The following is a 17,133-nucleotide window of genomic DNA, read 5'->3' on the forward strand; positions in this document are numbered from 1 at the left end:
TGGACAATCCGTGATTGGCTCGGCGAATCAGAATTTGACGGCGCCCACACGCGCCGGGTCTTCGAAATAGATGTCCCTCCGCGCGGCCCGCGGACGCGTCTGGCCCAATGCCTGGGTCAATGCCTTGGCCAGCTCGCGAGACACCAGGACTTGATGGCGCCAGTAGGCTTCGCGAAAGAGATGCACGTTCGCGGGCAGGTCCGGCTTCAAGGCGCGCGGTGTGCCCAGATTCGAGATGTACTTGCCTTTCTCACCGATCTCCACGTACACGACGGAGCGTCGGTAATCGTAGGCATGTAGAAGTCGCCGCACGTCGAGAAAAACATAACCGTCCAGCTTCTGGCCATCGGCGAAGACCCATTCGATCTCGACCGTCTCGATCGCCTCAGGATCGAAAGCGCGAATCGTTGCGGCAAACTGCGGCGAGGCGACCAGCCAGCCTTCGTACTCCCAGGCGTGCGACAACTCCGCGGGCTTGGGCTGGTCTTCCGTGAAGTGAGGTCGTGTGCTCCGGAGCGTGGGAAAGCCACGGCCCTCGCCCAACATACCCCGCGGCGATGGCGGGTTCTGCCATACCACGTTCGATGGCCGCATGTACTCGGCGCTGGTTTTGAGAATCAGGAAGGGACTGTCGCCCACTTTCGCCGGCTGGCTGGGTTCCAACACCTTGCCCGCCCGCGCCAGTCCCGGGCCACGATATTTCAGATCCGCAAGTTGCGGATCGTCGAGCAGCGCCAGCGCGTCCGGCGGCAGCTTGGGAATATCCAACTCGCTCATCGTTCTCTCCCCGCCTCCTGCAAGCGCCGCGACAGCGGCGAAAGCAGGAACTCAATAATGCGGCGTTCGCCAGTCTTGATCTCCGCCGACGCTGCGAATCCCGGCTCGAGCGCGACGAGCTTGTCGCCCACGTCGATTTGCGACGCGGACAAAGTCACTAGACACGGAAACACCAGGCCCAGCTCTTCATGCTCGATCGAATCACGGCTGATGCGCTCGATGGTGCCGTTGATCACACCGTAACGCGTGAAGGGGAATGCTTCAAGTTTGACCTCGGCCGGCTGGCCCTCGCGTACGAAGCCGATGTCCTTGTTGAGCACCATGGCTTCGACCAGCAACTGCTCGTCTTTGGGCACGATGGCGAGCAGCGCATCGGCGGGCTTCACCACCGCGCCAATGGTGTGCACGGCGAGCTGCGTCACGACGCCATCGATCGGGCTCGTCAGCACCGTCAGCGACGCCTTGTCCTCGGCTTTGCGAACTTCTTCGGACCGCAAGCGATAGTTCGCTTCGGCTTCGCTCAATGCATCGAACGCCTGGGCACGAAACTCGCTTTCGAGCTTGGCGATCTGGCTGCGTACGCCAGCGAGCGCGGCGCGGTTCTTGGCCATTTCTTCGCGACGAATCACCAGGTCCTGGCGCAGGCCGACCACGCGCTCCTTTACTTCCATCACTTTGAGCCGCGGCACTAGGCCTTCTTTGTTGAGCTTTTCCAGGCTGGCAAGCTGATCCTCGGCGAGCGGTAGCTGCTGCTCGATCTTGGTCACTTCGGCGGTGACCATCGCGAGATCCGACTCGCGCTGAGCTTGATCCTCCCGCAGAGCGCTCACAGCGGTGCGGTGTTCGGCGACTCGCGCACTGACCAGGCTGCGCTGAGTGGCTATGATTTCCTCGGACGTTCCTGTTGGTGCACGAAACACCGCAGGCTTGCCAGCAGCGGCATCGACCAGTGCCTGCGCCCGAGCGCGATCGATTTGCGCGACGAACGCGCTCTCACGAGCTTGCGCCGCGTCGGCTTGCGTCACAGTGGGATCGAGCACGATCAACGTCTCACCCGCATTCACCTTCTGTCCGTCGATGACGCGAATCTCGCGCACCACGCCTGCGTCCGCCGCCTGAATCACCTTGACCCGGCCCCGCGGAATGACTTTGCCCTGCGCCGTGGCGACGATGTCGATGTGTCCCAGCGATGCCCACAATACCGCGATTGCCACGAAGGCCAGCAAGCACCACAGAATCGCTCGCCCGAGCGGATTGGGCGGAGTCTCCAGCACTTCCATGACAGCAGGAAGAAACTCTGTTTGCTCCCGTGGCACCGCGACGCGATCGCGCCGTCGCTGCAGCTTCCAGCTCTCTTTCAGCACCGACCAATGACGAGACCAGCTCACAGCGCGAGCCCCGTGTCTTGCGCCAGGCCCATCTGCTTGGCATAGAGGGATGCATATCGGCCACGCTCGGCCAACAGCTGCGCATGAGTGCCGATTTCAGTGATACGGCCACGTTCGATGGTGACGATGCGGTCCGCCTGTCGCACGGCAGAGAGTCGATGCGCGATGATGATGACCGTGCGTCCCCGCGCCATCATTTTGAGATTGCGCTGGATGATCTCTTCGCTTTCGGCATCGAGCGCCGAGGTCGCCTCGTCGAAGATCAGAATGCGGGGATTGATGGCAAGCGCGCGGGCGATAGCGATGCGCTGCCGCTGGCCGCCGGAGAAGTTGGCGCCACGCTCGTCGACGCGCGTGTCATAGGCTTCCGGCAACTCCAGAATGAACTCGTGAGCGCCGGCGAGCTTCGCCGCTTCGATCACTTGTTCCATCGGCATGGCCGGATCCGCGAGCGCGATATTCTCACGCACGCTGCGGTTGAAAAGAATGTTTTCCTGCAGGACCACCCCGACCTGGCGACGCAGCCAGGGCGGATCGACCAGCGCCAGATCCACGCCATCGACCAGCACTCGACCTCGTTCCGGCGTGTGCAAGCGCTGCACCAGCTTGGTCAGCGTCGATTTGCCGGAGCCCGACGGACCTACGATTCCGATCATCTCGCCGGCTTCGATCTCCAGGGAGATCTCGCTCAACACTTCGCGACCGTCCGGTGAATACCGGAAGGTCACATGCTCCATCTGAATATGTCCGCTGATCGGCGGCAGGCTCGCACGCGACGCACTGGTCTGCGGCTCGGCCGGCGCATTCAAGATGTCGCCGAGACGATCCACGGCGATGCGAGCCTGCTGGAAATCCTGTGCCAGCTGCGCGAGTCGCAGGATCGGCCCGGACGCATTGCTCGCCAACATATTAAATGCAACCAACTCGCCAACGGACATGCTGCCGTCGATCACGAGCTTCGCCCCGAAAAACAACAACGCCACGGTGGACAGCTTCTGGACTAGCTCGATAGACTGCCGTCCCCAGGTCGCGAGCATCGCGGCCTCGAAGCCGCTTTTCACGTAGCCGGCGAGCTGACGCTCCCAACGCGCCTGCATTTGCGGCTCGACCGCCATCGCCTTGAGAGTTTCGACGCCGGTGACGGTCTCTACCAGGAACGATTGGTTCTCCGCGCCGCGCGCGAACTTCTCATCGAGCTTACCACGCAACAGCGGCGCGACCCCCAGAACGATACCCGCATACAGCGGCAAGGTGATCAACACGACCAGTAACAAGGCCGGGCTGTACACATACATGACCACCAGGAACACGATCGCGAAGAACAAATCGATGACGACGGTCAGCGCCGAGGACGTGAGAAATTCGCGGATGGTTTCCAGCTCGCGCACGCGCGCCACCGAGTCGCCGACCCGGCGGGCCCGAAAGTAAGCGAGCGGCAATTGAGTCAAGTGCGAAAACAGCTTCGATCCGAGCTCGGCATCGACGCGACTGGTGGTGTGTGCAAATAAGTAGGTGCGCAGGCCGCTGATGAGTACGTCGAAGACAAAAACCACGAACAGACCGATCGCCAGGACCTCCAGGGTGGTCAACCCCTTGTGAACCAGTACTTTGTCGATGACGATCTGGAAGAATAGCGGTGAGATCAGCGCCAGGATCTGCAGGAAGAACGACGCGATGAGCACGTCGCGCAGGATGTGGCGATAACGAACCAGCGACGGAATGAACCAGCTGACGTCGAACTTGCGCTTCGTGCCGGCCACGTTTTCGCGCGTGGTCAGCAGCAGCAACTCGTCGCCGAAGGATTCTTCGAAGGTCGTGCGGGCGATCGCTTCAGGACGATCAGCACCGGCGCGGAACACCAGCGCCTTCTCTTCCGCGAGTTGCAAGAGCACCAGATACTCGCCATCCTTCAGCGAGGCGATTGCCGGCAACGGCATACGATCGAGCTTGGCTGGCTTCGCTTGAATTTTGCGCGCCTGAACGTCCAGCCGCTTGGCGAGTCTGAGAAGATCTCCGAGATCCAGCGGGGCCGAACCCTTGCCGAGCGAGTGTCGCAGCTGATCCGGGTCGACGGGCCGGTCGAGGAATGTAAGCAACAGCACGAACGAGGCGAGCGCCGTATCCCTGCTTGCTTCTATTGGCTGCGCGACGTCTTCCACTTCTACGCCTGATCCCGGTTACGACCGCGCGTCAACTCCGTCGCACGGTTCATCCATCTCCAGAGCGCGGGATCTTATGTAGGCATTTGCAGGCGTGCAATAGTTGCGACAGTGATCACCGAGATTTTCGTGAGAACCCCGTAGCGACGACTCAGGGCTCTCCTTAATCGCCTCATCGTTGCGGAGGCAACGCATTAAAAACACGAGGGGCTCCCTGCGTGGCAGAGAGCCCCTCGCGGTGGCATCGAGCTATTCGAGCTTAGAACTTAGCGCGTACCCCCATATAGTACTGGCGGCCGAGAATGTCGCCGTACGATGCCGTCGGGTACGAAGGCATTTCATCCGTGAAGTTCTCCACACCCGCGCGCACCGTGACCTGCTCGGTCACGTCGTACTGCGTTGAGACGCTGTGGCGATAGTTCGCATCGACCGTCGGAACGTCCGTCGTTTCGATCGTCGCGGTGTACGCCGTCAGCACCGAAGGCAGGTAGTTGAGCGAGTACCCGAACCGCCAGGCGCCGAAGCCGTAGCGCGCATCCAAGCGGGCCCGCCAATCCGGCTGCGTGGTCGTTCCATCGGTGCGGGTCAGATCCACGCCTGTCACCGAGGTCTCGAGCTTGCTCGTGTGCGTCGCTTCGACGCCCAGGAACATGTTGCCCGGACCCACTGGGAAGGCGTAGTTGACGTTGTAGTTCTCACCGCGGTACACGATCGAGCCGGCGTTGATGGTCTGCGCGGCGCTGCTGATCACGTTGCCCCGAACCGCCGGGTCAGCCGACGTATCTCGGATCGAGATGCCGCAGATGTCCGCCGGGAAGTCCACCGAGTCGAAGCAGGTCGCGAGGAAGTCCTGCGGCTGGAAGAACGACAGGCCGTCTTCCAGATCGATTTCGATGCGGTCGACGATCACCGTCAGGCCTTCGACGAATCTAGGCTGGAAAATGAAGCCGAAGCTGGTGGTGTCGGAGATTTCGTTCTCCAGGTCCGGATTGCCGCCCGTGGTGACCGTCGCACCGGGGAAGCTTTCGTTTTCATCCTGGAATCCGGCCAGATCCACACCCAACGCGGCGAACACCGCCTGGCAGTTCGCCAGACGCACCGCCGGATTCGGGCCGCCGTTGATGCGGTCGGCATCGCAAGGATCGATACCGATCGTGTCCAGGTTGGTCACCGTCGGCGCGAACAGTTGGGTCAGGTTCGGCGCACGGAAGTTACGGCTGCGCGAGTAGCGCAGCGTGAAGTCCTCCACGATGCTCCAGCGCAGACCCGCATTCCACACGCTCTCCGTGCCAGCGATCGAGTGATCGACGTTTCGGAACGCACCGGTCAGTTCGACCGTCTCGGCGCCAGGCAGGTTGAAATCCTGGCCCAGGATCGGAATCAACAATTCCGCCGAGAATTCGTTGGTGTCGTACTCGCCTTCCTGCGGCAGCGTCGGCACGCCGAGGCGACCGATGCCCGCCTGGTCGGCGGCCAGCGGATCGAACTCCGCCTCTTCCTTGCGATGTTCGAAGCCGACGCTGAAACGCATCGGGCCCGCCGGCAGATACACCACGTCGCCGCCCAAGGTGGCGAGATAGTCCTGCTGGGTGTTCTCGTAGTCCATGCCGAAGCGCGCGCTCACGTAGTTACGAGCCGCTTCGCTGACATTGCCGATGCCGAACGGATTGATGGGCGCGCAGGCCGGATCCACCACGGTGGTTGCATTGATGGCACAGACGGCTTCGCCGCTGGCGTTACGCATCGAGTTAATGGCGTTGTTGAAGCGATCCTGCCAGACGCCCCAGGTGCGGGTGCTGCCGTCCACGGTGGCGTGGGTGGCGGACACGGTCCAGTAGAAGTCGCGGTTGGCCGCGGAGAAGTCGCCTTCCAACGCCAGCACCGCGCGGAACGTATCGACTTCGCGCTCGCCGACCGACGACGGCAACAGGTCCACCCAGCTCTTCGACAACGACACGGGGAACGGCGCGCCGGCGGCCCAGATGTTTCCCGCGTTCACGGGAGGCAGTCCGTACCGCGCCAGCAGCGCGCCATTGTTGTTCAAGTAGTTGATGATCGTGGCGCGTGCGTCAGCAGGAAGGAACGCATTGTTCGCCCTGATGAAGATGGGTCCTGAACCCGTCGCCGCTTGGTTGAGCACCGTGTTCGACGGAATGGAAGCCCGCGGATCCGTGCCTTCCGTCTTCGCATACAGCAACTCGGTCGACAGACGGATCTTGTCGGTCAGATCGTAATGACCGATCAGGTTGGCATTGGCGCGCTCGATGCCGGTGGTCAGGGCGCTCAGTGCGCGGTAGTCGACACCATCGCCGCCGGACGCGAACGGAATCGACGGTCCCCGAGTGGTCGGGAACACGCCCGGGTTGTATGTGACCAGACCGGTGCCATCGGTGTTGAACTGCACCGGAATGCCGCCGGCGGGGCCGAAAGGCACGCCGTTGCTGGTGATGAAATTACGATTCGGGAAGCCGGAAGGATCGTTCGGCACGAACAGCACGCCCGACTGGCTGAACGGCCAGAAGTGCGCATCCGCGGTGCGCACCAGCGACGGCTGACCGTCGTTCGGGCCCGTGTTCAAGTCGTTCTGCGAGGCCGTAAGGAAGCGCGTGGCGTCCATGCGGTCTTCAGGCAGCAGCGCTTCGGTCTTGGTCCACTCGAGGTTCACGGCGATGTTGCCGCGCTCGGCGAAGTTCATGCCCCAGGTCACGCGCGCGGCCGGCGTCTCATAGTCGCCGCGATCGGAATTACCGTACTGAGCGTCGATCTCGAGACCTTCGAAATCATCCTTGTAGATGTAGTTGACCACGCCGCCCATCGCGTCCGAGCCGTACACGGCGGCGCCGCCGCCCTGCACGATTTCGACGCTGCGGAGCAGACCGGTCGGAATCAGGTTGGTGTCAACGACGCTGTCGTTGCTGCTGTTGCCGAAGCCGCTGGAGAAGCTGCCCGCGGACGTCACCATGCGACGGCCGTTCACCAGGGTCAGCGTGCGGCCGGCGCCCAGGCCGAACAACGCCGGATACTGTTCGCCACCGCCGGAACCTGAACCGTCGAGCAGCGACTGCGCCTTCGACGGAGTATTGGCGGTGGTTTCGTTGAGCGCCTGGCTGATCGAAACGAAACCGCGATCTGCCAGCGCTTGGGAATCGATGACCGTGATGGGTGCGGCGGTGGCGGTGTCGGAGCGCCGGATGCGCGAACCCGTCACGATGATCTCTTGGATCTCCATCAGCGTCGTGTCGCTGCTCGGCGCTTCCTGCGCGTGTACCGGGCCAAAGCCCAGCAGCGTCGTCGTCGTTACCGCGGCCAGGGCGGCCTTGCGCGAACGCGATCCGTGCGTTCTCGCACCATTCGAATCAACCATAGCTGTCTCCAATGCCACTTTAGATTTTGGTGCAGAGGCTCCACCTCGCACGCGTCGAAAATTCTGACAGCGGGCGCGTGCATGGTTGTTTCGTATTGGATGCGGTTGAAGCGTTTCGGCGAATCGATCATGCGCCGTTGACGGTTCATCAAGAGCGCTTTATGCAGACATTTTTTTGCTTTGACGTGCGTCACATTCCACGCAGTGGACCGATTGCCGGTTCAGGTTGAACGTCGTACAATTCTGTACGTCGTTCAATATTCATGTTTCCGTCATGTCAGAGCCGGTTGTTCAGCAGCCTTCGCGCCGCGTGCGCAAGCGCTTGGAAAAGCTCGATCACATCGCGCGCACCGGCTTTGGCCTGTTCGAAGCGCACGGCTACGACGCCGTGACCATGGAGCAGCTCGCCGCCGAAGCCGACGTCGCCAAGGGCACGCTGTATAGCCACTTCCCTGTCAAGGAAGCGGTTCTCGCTCATTGGATTCATATGCAGCTGGAGCACGATCTCGCACGTCTGCTGCCGATGTCTCAGGCAGACAACAATTTCAAGCGCGGTATGCGACGGTTACTTGACGCTTCGGCGACCTGGCATCAGAAACATCGTGAGTATCTGCTGCCCTACCTTCGCTATCGCTTTCTCAGCGTCGGCCAGCCTGAACCCGAAGAGAACGACGCCCGCGCCGACCTGGTGCGCGCCTTCATGTCGTTGATCGAAGCTGCGCAGCGTTCCGGCGAACTGCGCGATTCGCAGCCCGCCGCGCGGCTCGCGTTGTTCTTTCACTTTCTGTATCTGGCCGCGCTCATGCGCTGGCTGATGACGCCCAAGGCCAAGCTGCGCGAAGAATTCGCCGCGGCGCTGGAAGTGTTTCTCAAAGGTTCATCGCGCGGCGGGACGGCTGCGCGCAAGCACAGTTAGGCATCATGAAATTTCTAGTTCTGACTTACGGCACGGATGGCGATACACGGCCTCTTGCGGCCTTGAGCCGCGCTCTGATGAATGCTGGCCATGAAGCACACCTGCTCGCGGATGGGGCTACGCTCGGCACGGCCGCCGCGCTCGGCGTGCCTGCGACGCCGATTGCTGGAGATATTCGCAAGGCGCTGCAACCGGGCTCCGGTTTGTTCGAAAAGAACAGCGTCAACCACACGGCTCGCGAGCTCGCGCGCATCGCGAATGAAAGCGCGGAGCAGTGGCTACGCGCAGCTGTACAAGTCGGTCAGGGATGCGACGCTCTCATCCTTTCTGGGTTAGCGGGCTTTATGGGTTTATCCGCTGCGGAATATCTCGGCGTGAAAGCCATCGGCACCGGATTGTTTCCTCTCACTCCGACCGCCGACTTTGCTTCGCCTTTCCTGCCGCCGGGAAAGATTCCGCGCATGCTGAATCGGCTCAGCCATCATTTCATCAACGGCGTGCTGTGGCGGTCGTTCCGCAAAGCCACAAATGAAGCACGCGCTCGCGTCTGCAGCCTGCCGCCTCGCAAGTCACTTTGGGTCGGTCATCCCATGCTGTACGGCGTCTCCCCTGCTCTGGTGCCTCAGCCTTCGGATTGGCCGTCTAATGCGCTGATCTGCGGACAGTGGCTCGCTCCAGCTCCGCAGTACACGCCACCCGATGCACTCGCTGCATTTCTTTCCGCGGGCGCGCCGCCGATCTATATCGGCTTCGGCAGCATGGGCGGGTTCGATCCCAAACAGTTGCTCCGATCGCTCGTCGACGGCCTGGCTGGCCGCCGCGCTTTGTTTTATCCGGGATGGAGCGGCGTGAATCCCTCTGCCCTTCCTCCGAACATCTTCGTCGTCGGCGAGACGCCGCACGACTGGCTGCTGCCTCGATGCTCTCTAGCCGTCCACCACGGCGGTTCCGGCACCTCGCATTCCGCCGCCCGCGCCGGCATTCCCTCCGTCGTAGTCCCCTTCGCCGGCGATCAACCTTTCTGGGCCGACCGCCTCCACGCCGCCGGCGTCGCCGCTCGGCTGTCTGGCTGGAAAGCTTTGGATGCGGCGTCGTTGGCCGAGAGCATTCGTTATGCGGAGCGCGATGACGTTCGCTCTCGGGCTCGCGCGATGGGAGAGAAGATGCGCAGGGAAGATGGGCTCGCTACGGCGGTCCGGGCGATTGAGGCGTTGGCTGACGGCACAAACCAAGAAGCACGCCGCTAGTGGCGGACGAGGATTGTTTATTCGCTGGACGAGATCTGTTTCAACGGCGCGCCACATAACCTGGCTGGGCTTCACAAGCCCTTTCGCTGGTAATTTTCGGTGTGATATTGTGCGCCGGATATTCGCTGACGACCACGGATATGGGCCGCCCATCCCCCACCACAACCCTGCACCGACTGCAGCGCCGATTCAGCATCGCGCTGTCGGCGGCGTTGTGTTTGTGGATGCTGGCGCTGGCGACGCATTTCCACACCAGCGACTTCGATGGCGATTCGCACCAGGGCACGCATTCGCTTTGCGCATTCTGCGTATCGGTGCCGGGCACCGGCGCCGCCCCCACGGTGGTGGCGTTCCTTGTCACTCCGCAAGTGCAGGCGTTCTCCGCGCCTGTCGCAATCGTTCCCACGACTGCGGCGCCTCCCGCCGCTGCTTATTACAGTCGTGGCCCGCCTCTGATCTGACCCCCGCCTGATTCATTTCTAAACAACTTTCGCGCGACCTGAATTGCGCGAAAGCCCGCGGTCGCGCGTGTGTTTCACGCTCGCAGATCGCTGCGCACTCCCGTGGTGTGCGCGTCATCCTGGTTTGGGGAGAGTGCTCCGTGAGCAATCGATTTTCGGGTCGCGAGCAGCGACTTCTTGCGACGTTTATTTTGGGCTCGAACGCCCTGACCCATAGCGCCCTGGGCGCAGACGGCCCGGAGGAAATTCCGCAGGTCGTGGTGACGGCCACTTTCATCGAGCAGAAGCTCGAAGATGCGCCCGCCTCCATCACCGTCATCGGTCGGGAGGAACTGAACAACCGCCCGGTGCAGGATCTGGCAGATGCTTTGCAGGGCGCAGCCGGTGTGCACGTCGGCGGTGTCGGCCTCGCGCGCCGTGGCATCAGCATTCGAGGCATGTCTAACGAATACACGCTGACCATGATCGATGGACGGCGAGTGAGCCAGACCGCGGGCGTCATCGGTCATTCCGAATCCGACGTGGGCTGGGTGCCGACCGAGGGCATCGAGCGCATCGAAGTAGTTCGCGGGCCGATGTCGTCGCTGTACGGCTCCGACGCGCTCGGCGGCGTCATCAACATCATCACTCGGCCGGCCACGGATGAATGGCGGGCGAGCATGACGAGCCGCGGCGAGTGGCGAGAGGACGGTCGTGGCGGTGAAGTTCTGCAAACAGGACTGTACCTCGCCGGCCCGCTGGTCCAGGACGTGCTCGGCATCTCAACCTACGGCGAGTTTCGGGATCGCGAGCCGACGGCCAGTGCCGCCGATCCGCGGCTATCGGAAATGGAAGGTCGCGAGGTCACCACCGGCAATGTCACTCTCAACTGGACGCCGGATGGCGCGCAACGAATCAGTCTGAACTATGGCCAAGGCAAGGAGGATCGCGAGCGAAATGCGCTCACGGGCCGAAACTACTATGTCACGACCGACCTGATCGATCGCCGCCAGTACGCCTTCAGTCACACCGGCCAATGGCGCTGGGGTGACACCACGTTGCGGGCGTACGGAACGAAGCTGGAGAAAACCAACCGCCGGTCGAGCGGCGCGCCGGTGCGGCCGCAGTTACTCGAAGATCGCACCTACGACGCCCGGACCTCGCTCAACCTTGGCGATGCGAACAGATTGAGTGTCGGCGGCGAGTGGCGCGAGGAGGAATTGTTCGACACATCGATGAATGCCGAAGGTTACGACAGCACCCGGCATCGAGCGGTCTTCCTTCAAGACGAATGGCAACTGCAGCGCTGGTTGTTCGTGCTGGGAACGCGTTACGACGATCATGACATCTTCGGCGGCCAGAACAGTCCGCGCGCTTACGCCGTCTATCATCCCAGCGACAATGTAACGATCAAGGGCGGCGTCGGCCGTGGCTTCAAGGCGCCGAACCTGAAGCTGCTCTCGCCCGAATACTCCGTGACGACCAGTCAGTTCGTCGTGTACGGCAATCCCGATCTCGATCCAGAGTTCAACACCAGCTACGAGCTAGGCGCCAGCTACGACGCCGACCGCTGGTCGTTGCAGGCAACGCTGTTCCAGAACGACGTCGACGATTTGATTCAGAGTTACTGCGCGGCGGACTGCGACGCGCTACGCGTGCTGAATTACGAGAACGTAGAGGAGGCGCGGATTCGGGGCGTCGAAGTTGCGGCCAGCCTCGCGCCGTTGCCGCAGCTGTCGATGGATCTCAACTACACGTTCCTCAATGCCAAGGATTTGACTGCCGATCAGCCGTTGGCGGAAAAGCCCAAGCACGCGATCAATCTCACGCTAAAGTGGTCGCCGACAACCAAGCTCAATGCACAGCTGCGCGGCAACTACTATGGCAAGCAGACCATGTACAGCAGCGAAGTTCGCTACGGCTTGCCCGATTACACGCTGTGGGGCGCCGACCTGAATTATCAGCTGACCTCCCATTTCAAGCTGCATCTCTCCGGCGACAACCTGAGCGATGAGGATCTGGCAGCGCTCTCCAGCCGCTTCAACTACGTCGAAGTCGGACGCTCCTACTCCGCCGGGTTCACGGGGAGCTTTTGATGCTACGGTTATTCGTACTGCTGCTTCTTATCTGCCTCGCTGTCACACAGGCGCACGCAAGTGAGCCTGTGGTGCGCGTGGTCGCAGATGACTCCGTACTGGCCGGACGGCTTGATCGCTTGCAAGCCATCGCGGCCAAAGCCGATGTGAAATTGGAATGGGCGTATCTCGGCAACCTGCCCTCCTCGCCGGATCAATGGATCGCAGCGGCGGACTTGCTGATCGTCGAAGCGCCGCTGCAAAGCGCCCGTCAACTCGTCGAGGAAAAGATCGGCCACGCGCTCCAGCGCAGTCGTGTGCCGCGCCTGGAAGCCACCTCACGACGTGAGTCTCACAGTGGTCTTCCGGCCCAACAAGGCCGGGCGCTGGTCGAGTACTACCGCAATGGCGGTGAAGCCAACCTTCGCAATTTCTTCGCCTACTTTCGCGCCTGGCATACGAAGGCGGACCTCTCGAAGGTGCCCATCCCATTGATCGTTCCGCCGAGTGGCTACTACCACCCGGATGCGCCGAAGTTGTTCATACGCTTGGAGGACTACGAACGGTGGGGCGAGAAGCGTTGGAAGTCTCGCGCGCCGCGCATTGCTCTCGCCATTCACGCGTCGGCGTTCGGCACTTTGCAGACCCAGGTGATAGACGCTGTCATCCGCCGCAGCGAAGCGCTGGGACAGATGCCTCTTGCCTTTTGGTTCGATAGCGAAGACCCCCAGGCGTTGAAGAAGACTGTGCAGCCCGCGCAAGCGGACGTGCTCATCAATATGCAGCACATGGGCAATGGTCGTGCCCGCATGAGCGAGTTCGAACAGCTCGACATTCCAGTGTTACAGACGCTGAACTATCGCGACGGTGACGTCGAACACTGGCAACAAGCGAACAGCGGCGCCCCCGCCCGACTCGTCGCGCCGTTCATCGCTGTGTACGAGATCTGGGGCATGAGCGATCCGCTCGTGATCTCGGCCGTGAAGGATGGCGAAGCCGTGCCGATGAGTGATCAAGTGGACGCCGTGCTTCGCAAAGCTGCCGCGCTCGCGGCGCTCCGACACACACCGTCCGCTGACAAGCGGCTATCGTTGATGTTCTGGAACTACCCGCAGGGCGAGAAGAACTTCTCCGCCTCGAATCTCAACGTGCCACGCAGTTTGGAATCGTTGACGCGCGCACTGCACGCGGCCGGCTACGACGTTCCAGAGACTACCGAACAACAGGCGATTGAGACCGGGCAGGCGCTGCTCTCGGTGCTCTACCATCATGACCGACTCGATGAGCTGCTACGTCGAGGGCTCGCGGACACCCTGCCCGTCGAGCGCTACCAGCAATGGCTGGCGAGTCTTCCGTCATCGGTTCGCTCGCAACTGCTGCAGCGTTGGGGCGATCCGCTTTCGAACTGGGCCGTGCGCGACGTGCGTGGTGAGAAGCAGTTCGTCATCCCGCGCTGGAAGTTGGGCAAGTTGACCCTGATGCCGCAGATGCCTCGTGGTGGCGAGCCTGGCGCGGGTTATCACGATGCCGCCCTGCCGCCGGATCATCTTTATCTCGCGACATACCTGTATGTCAGAGACAGCGCGCCACATGCGCTGATCCATTTCGGCACGCACGGTACACAAGAGTGGCTGCCCGGCAAGGATCGCGGGCTGTCGGTCGACGACTATCCGTTGCTGGCAATCGGCGACCTGCCAGTGTTCTATCCCTACATCCAGGACAACATCGGCGAGGCGCTACAAGCGAAACGTCGCGGTCGTGCTGTTCTGATCAGCCATCAGACTCCGCCGTTCGCGCCATCGGGGCTGTACAAGGAACTGGCGGACGTTCACACGCTGCTGCACGAGTACATCCAGCTGGATCCGGGTCCGGTGCGAGATCGGACAGCAGAGAACATGCGTCGTCTGATCGTCGAGCACTCGCTTCACAAAGACATGAATTGGAGCGAGCAAGCCATGCGTGAGAACTTCGATGGCTTCCTGGATGCGTTCCACAATCATCTGCATGGCCTTGCGCAGCAAAGCGTGCCGCTGGGCCTGCATACGCTTGGCACACCGCCGAGTCCGGAGCACCGCGTGAGCACGGTGATCCAACAGCTTGGCGATGACTTTGCGAAGCTCGCCTCGGCGACGGAGCAAGCAGCTCACGCGGCCATGGGTCACGCGACAATGATGAGCGATGGCAGCTTTGCGTTGGATAACTCGCAACTCTCCTCCACGCCGCCGTACCGGCTGCTCCAGCGGCATATGCGCGATGGAGTGGCGATCAATGAGATCACCGATGCGGCTTTGAGAAAGTTCGTCGAGCGCGGCGTGCAACTCGACCGACATCTGGCGACAAACAACGAGCTGGCCGCGCTACTGCATGGCCTCGCGGGTCGCTTCGTGCTGCCTGGTCCGGGCGGCGATCCGGTGCGCAATCCCGACGTTCCCAACGGCCGCAACCTGTTCGGCTTCGAGCCCGACAAGCTGCCCACGCGCAGCGCGTTCGAAGCTTCCGAAACGGCGCTGAATGCGCTCATCGAAGATTTCCGTGGCAAACACGACGGAGCCACACCGACGAAGCTCGCTTTCAGTCTGTGGTCCGTCGAAGCCATGCGCCACATGGGTGTCACCGAAGGACAAATATTGCATGCCATGGGCCTGCGCCCACGTTGGGATGAAGGCGGCCGCGTGACTGCACTCGACATCGTTCCGGCTCGCGAACTTCGCCGTCCGCGCATCGATGCGGTCGTTCAGGTCACTGGCGCATATCGAGACCAGTTCGAAGGATTCATGCGCCTGCTTGCAGAGGCCACCGAACGACTGTCGCAGCTCGATGAGCCCGGCAATGCGATCTCTCAGAACACGCGCGCGGCGGCGGCAAGCCTGAAAAAGAAAGGAATCGACGCCGTGAAGGCCCAACAACTGGCAGCGGTGCGCTTGTTCGGCAATCAAGCGGGTGACTATGGCGTCGGCTTGTCCGATGCAGTGCTCGACTCCACCGCTTGGAAAGACGACGCGCCGCTCGCCGAGCAATATCTCGATCGGCTGCAGTACGCGTATGGAACGAAGGATTGGGGTGGCTCCACCGCCGGCGTCAACGTATACGCCGAGCAACTCAAGGGCGTCCAGGCAGCCGTGCTATCGCGCTCGTCCAATCTGTACGGGCTTCTAACCGGCGACGATCCCTATCAGTTTCTCGGCGGGCTATCGCTAGCCGTCCGTCACATCAACGGCAAGAGCCCGGAGCTTTATATCTCCGATCAGCGCCGTGCGCAGGGTCGCATCGCCTCGGCTGCAAGCTTTCTCGCGGAGGAGATGCGAACGCGCTATCTCAATCCGCAGTGGATAAAGCCCATGCAACAGGAAGGTTACGCGGGCACGCTCGAGATCGTCGACACGATCAACAACCTGTGGGGCTGGCAGGCGCTCGATCCAAGCACGGTGCGCGCCGATCAATGGCAGGCCATGCACGACGTGTATGTCATGGACAAGCACCAGCTCGACATGAAGCGCTGGTTCGAACAGCACAATCCCACCGCGCAGGCTCAAATCCTGGAGCGCATGCTCGAAGCGATTCGCAAGGGCTATTGGGATGCTGCCGAACAGACGCGACGTGAGATCGCCGAGCGTTGGCAGGAGCTGGCCGATCGCGGGTTGGCGACGGGCGCCGAGGCAACTCGCGAGTTCGCGCAGGAGATGGCGGCTGGTTTTGGCCTGCAACCGGGCATGGCGACTCAGAGTGCGACGTCGCCCGCCGAAAGCTCCTCTGGAGCCGAAGCGTCCCAAACACAAACTGTGCGCGGCCAGGTCATGCAGCAAACAACGGCGGAATCCGTCGACGAGCCCCTATGGCGCGTCTGGCTGGCGCTGCTCGCGATCCTGCTTTGTTTCGTCGGCGGCGGAGTGCACCAGCTTCGCCAAACGCTGCCCACGCAACCATCGAATTCCTGATCCAGAGAGACTTGGCATGACTGAATTCGAAACCACGCTGTACTCGCTGACCCGTCTGTTCCTGACGCCCGTGTTGTTACTCATCGTCGCGGCCCAGATTTATTCCTTCGTCTCGCTCGGCGCCTTCGTGGTCGAGGCATGGCAGCGCCGCCGGGGCGCGTATCGCTCGCCGCTTGCTGAATATCGGCGACAAGGCGCCTTCGGCAGCGACGATCTGGAGTTGTGGATCATGAAACGGCTGGAGTGGCTGCGCATCACCTCGCGCAGCGCGCCGATGCTGGGTTTGGTGGCCACCATGATTCCGATGGGACCTGCATTGCTCGCGCTCACTCGCAGCGATGCCCAAGGAGTCGGCGACAATCTGGTCGTGGCCTTCTCCGCCGTGATCCTGGCGCTGGTCAGCGCGAGCATCACTTTCTTCGTGCTCACCGTGCGCCGCCGTTGGCTGCTGCAAGAGCTGCGTGACATCGAGCGTGCCGCGGAGGTTGCGTGATGCGTTTCCTGGAACACGACGAAGCCGACGATCCGATTCTGTCGCTGGTCAACCTGATCGACCTGTTCCTGGTCGTGATCAGCATCCTGCTCATCGTCATCGTGCGCAACCCGCTCAATCCCTTCTCCAGCGACAACGTCGTGGTCATCGAGAATCCGGGCGAGGCGGACCAGCGCATGATCGTCAAGCAAGGCGAAGAACTACGGCGCTACGAGGCCGGGAACGAGATCGGCGAAGGCGAAGGCGTCAAGGCCGGCGTCACTTACAAGCTTTCGGATGGCCGGCTGATTTACGTCCCCGAGGCCGCCGGTTCGGGCGCGGTCAATCCATGATAAATTC

11 protein-coding genes are annotated in these 17,133 nt (G+C 61.9%); 7 read left to right on the top strand and 4 right to left on the bottom strand.

Annotated features, from left to right (window positions below):
• Positions 1-27: 27 nt before the first annotated feature.
• The 4 genes from VGD45_RS23325 to VGD45_RS23340 all read right to left on the bottom strand — a co-directional run bounded on the left by VGD45_RS23325 (position 28) and on the right by VGD45_RS23340 (position 7,688).
• Positions 28-777 carry an imm11 family protein gene (locus VGD45_RS23325; RefSeq protein ID WP_331157762.1) on the bottom strand — a complete coding sequence of 250 codons (750 nt, stop codon included), beginning with the start codon at positions 775-777 and terminating at the stop codon, positions 28-30.
• A complete protein-coding gene (locus VGD45_RS23330; protein ID WP_331157763.1) occupies positions 774-2,165 on the bottom strand; it encodes an HlyD family type I secretion periplasmic adaptor subunit in 1,392 nt (463 codons plus the stop codon). The genes VGD45_RS23325 and VGD45_RS23330 overlap by 4 nt, the downstream gene beginning before the upstream one ends.
• Positions 2,162-4,324, bottom strand: a complete 2,163-nt coding sequence (locus VGD45_RS23335) for a type I secretion system permease/ATPase (protein ID WP_331157764.1) — start codon at positions 4,322-4,324, stop codon at positions 2,162-2,164. Before VGD45_RS23335 ends, VGD45_RS23330 begins: the two co-directional genes overlap by 4 nt.
• 259 nt (positions 4,325-4,583) lie before the next feature.
• Positions 4,584-7,688 carry a TonB-dependent receptor domain-containing protein gene (locus VGD45_RS23340; RefSeq protein ID WP_331157765.1) on the bottom strand — a complete coding sequence of 1,035 codons (3,105 nt, stop codon included), beginning with the start codon at positions 7,686-7,688 and terminating at the stop codon, positions 4,584-4,586.
• 274 nt (positions 7,689-7,962) lie between these two features.
• On the opposite strand from VGD45_RS23340, the gene VGD45_RS23345 reads away from it, so the two are divergent.
• From VGD45_RS23345 to VGD45_RS23375, 7 genes are all read left to right on the top strand, one after another.
• Positions 7,963-8,604: a TetR/AcrR family transcriptional regulator gene (locus tag VGD45_RS23345; RefSeq protein ID WP_331157766.1), complete on the top strand. Its 642-nt coding sequence runs from the start codon at positions 7,963-7,965 to the stop codon at positions 8,602-8,604.
• 5 nt (positions 8,605-8,609) lie between these two features.
• Complete coding sequence (locus VGD45_RS23350) at positions 8,610-9,851, top strand: glycosyltransferase (RefSeq protein ID WP_331157767.1); 1,242 nt, start codon at positions 8,610-8,612, stop codon at positions 9,849-9,851.
• A gap of 140 nt (positions 9,852-9,991) precedes the next feature.
• Positions 9,992-10,312, top strand: coding sequence for a hypothetical protein (locus VGD45_RS23355; protein WP_331157768.1), 321 nt, complete (start codon positions 9,992-9,994; stop codon positions 10,310-10,312).
• Between the two features lie 140 nt (positions 10,313-10,452).
• The gene (locus tag VGD45_RS23360; protein ID WP_331157769.1) at positions 10,453-12,387 is read left to right on the top strand and encodes a TonB-dependent receptor domain-containing protein; all 1,935 of its coding nucleotides are present in this window, start codon (positions 10,453-10,455) and stop codon (positions 12,385-12,387) included.
• Complete coding sequence (cobN, locus tag VGD45_RS23365) at positions 12,387-16,301, top strand: cobaltochelatase subunit CobN (RefSeq protein ID WP_331157770.1); 3,915 nt, start codon at positions 12,387-12,389, stop codon at positions 16,299-16,301. The genes VGD45_RS23360 and cobN overlap by 1 nt, the downstream gene beginning before the upstream one ends.
• Before the next feature lie 16 nt (positions 16,302-16,317).
• Positions 16,318-16,794: a MotA/TolQ/ExbB proton channel family protein gene (locus VGD45_RS23370; RefSeq protein ID WP_331157771.1), complete on the top strand. Its 477-nt coding sequence runs from the start codon at positions 16,318-16,320 to the stop codon at positions 16,792-16,794.
• Positions 16,794-17,126, top strand: coding sequence for a DUF2149 domain-containing protein (locus VGD45_RS23375; RefSeq protein WP_331157772.1), 333 nt, complete (start codon positions 16,794-16,796; stop codon positions 17,124-17,126). The genes VGD45_RS23370 and VGD45_RS23375 overlap by 1 nt, the downstream gene beginning before the upstream one ends.
• Positions 17,127-17,133: the final 7 nt, after the last annotated feature.

The organism is Steroidobacter sp. (genome assembly GCF_036402275.1).
In the GTDB taxonomy this organism is placed as follows: Bacteria; Pseudomonadota; Gammaproteobacteria; order Steroidobacterales; family Steroidobacteraceae; genus Steroidobacter.

Bases quoted from the DNA above. Each gene is read 5' to 3' on its own strand.
- VGD45_RS23325 (WP_331157762.1), bottom strand. From the start codon at position 777: ATGAGCGAGTTGGATATTCCCAAGCTGCCGCCGGACGCGCTGGCGCTG.
- VGD45_RS23340 (WP_331157765.1), bottom strand. From the start codon at position 7,688: ATGGTTGATTCGAATGGTGCGAGAACGCACGGATCGCGTTCGCGCAAG.
- VGD45_RS23345 (WP_331157766.1), top strand. From the start codon at position 7,963: ATGTCAGAGCCGGTTGTTCAGCAGCCTTCGCGCCGCGTGCGCAAGCGC.
- VGD45_RS23350 (WP_331157767.1), top strand. From the start codon at position 8,610: ATGAAATTTCTAGTTCTGACTTACGGCACGGATGGCGATACACGGCCT.
- VGD45_RS23355 (WP_331157768.1), top strand. From the start codon at position 9,992: ATGGGCCGCCCATCCCCCACCACAACCCTGCACCGACTGCAGCGCCGA.
- cobN (WP_331157770.1), top strand. From the start codon at position 12,387: ATGCTACGGTTATTCGTACTGCTGCTTCTTATCTGCCTCGCTGTCACA.
- VGD45_RS23370 (WP_331157771.1), top strand. From the start codon at position 16,318: ATGACTGAATTCGAAACCACGCTGTACTCGCTGACCCGTCTGTTCCTG.
- VGD45_RS23375 (WP_331157772.1), top strand. From the start codon at position 16,794: ATGCGTTTCCTGGAACACGACGAAGCCGACGATCCGATTCTGTCGCTG.